The organism is Aquabacterium sp. A08 (assembly GCF_011742065.1).
In genome coordinates, this window is the sequence record NZ_JAAQQT010000159.1 from 1 (window position 1) to 264 (window position 264).

Below are 264 nucleotides of genomic sequence, written 5' to 3' on the forward strand. Positions count from 1 at the left end.
CGACAACCTGACCCAGTTCAACCTCACCGCCCAGGCGCGCGACCTGCTGCGCGCCGACGACACCGACCTGGTGTTCTACCAGGTGCGCGACGGCAACGGCGTGCTCATCAGCGGCGACCCGGACTTCCCCTCGCCCAACCCGGAACTGGCCGTGAGCCCCGGCGAGGTCTACCTGCGCGACGACGTGGTGCGCGACGAGGACGTGCGGGTGGCCTACACCTGGGTGCCGCGCGGCCTCAACCTCGACCAGCTGGTGCTGATGCA

1 protein-coding gene is annotated in these 264 nt (G+C 70.1%); it reads left to right on the plus strand.

All coding sequences use genetic code 11. The features are described 5' to 3' along the window. A partial coding sequence (locus tag HA630_RS26730; RefSeq protein ID WP_208299893.1) for a sensor histidine kinase N-terminal domain-containing protein occupies positions 1–264 on the plus strand: 264 nt, incomplete at both ends.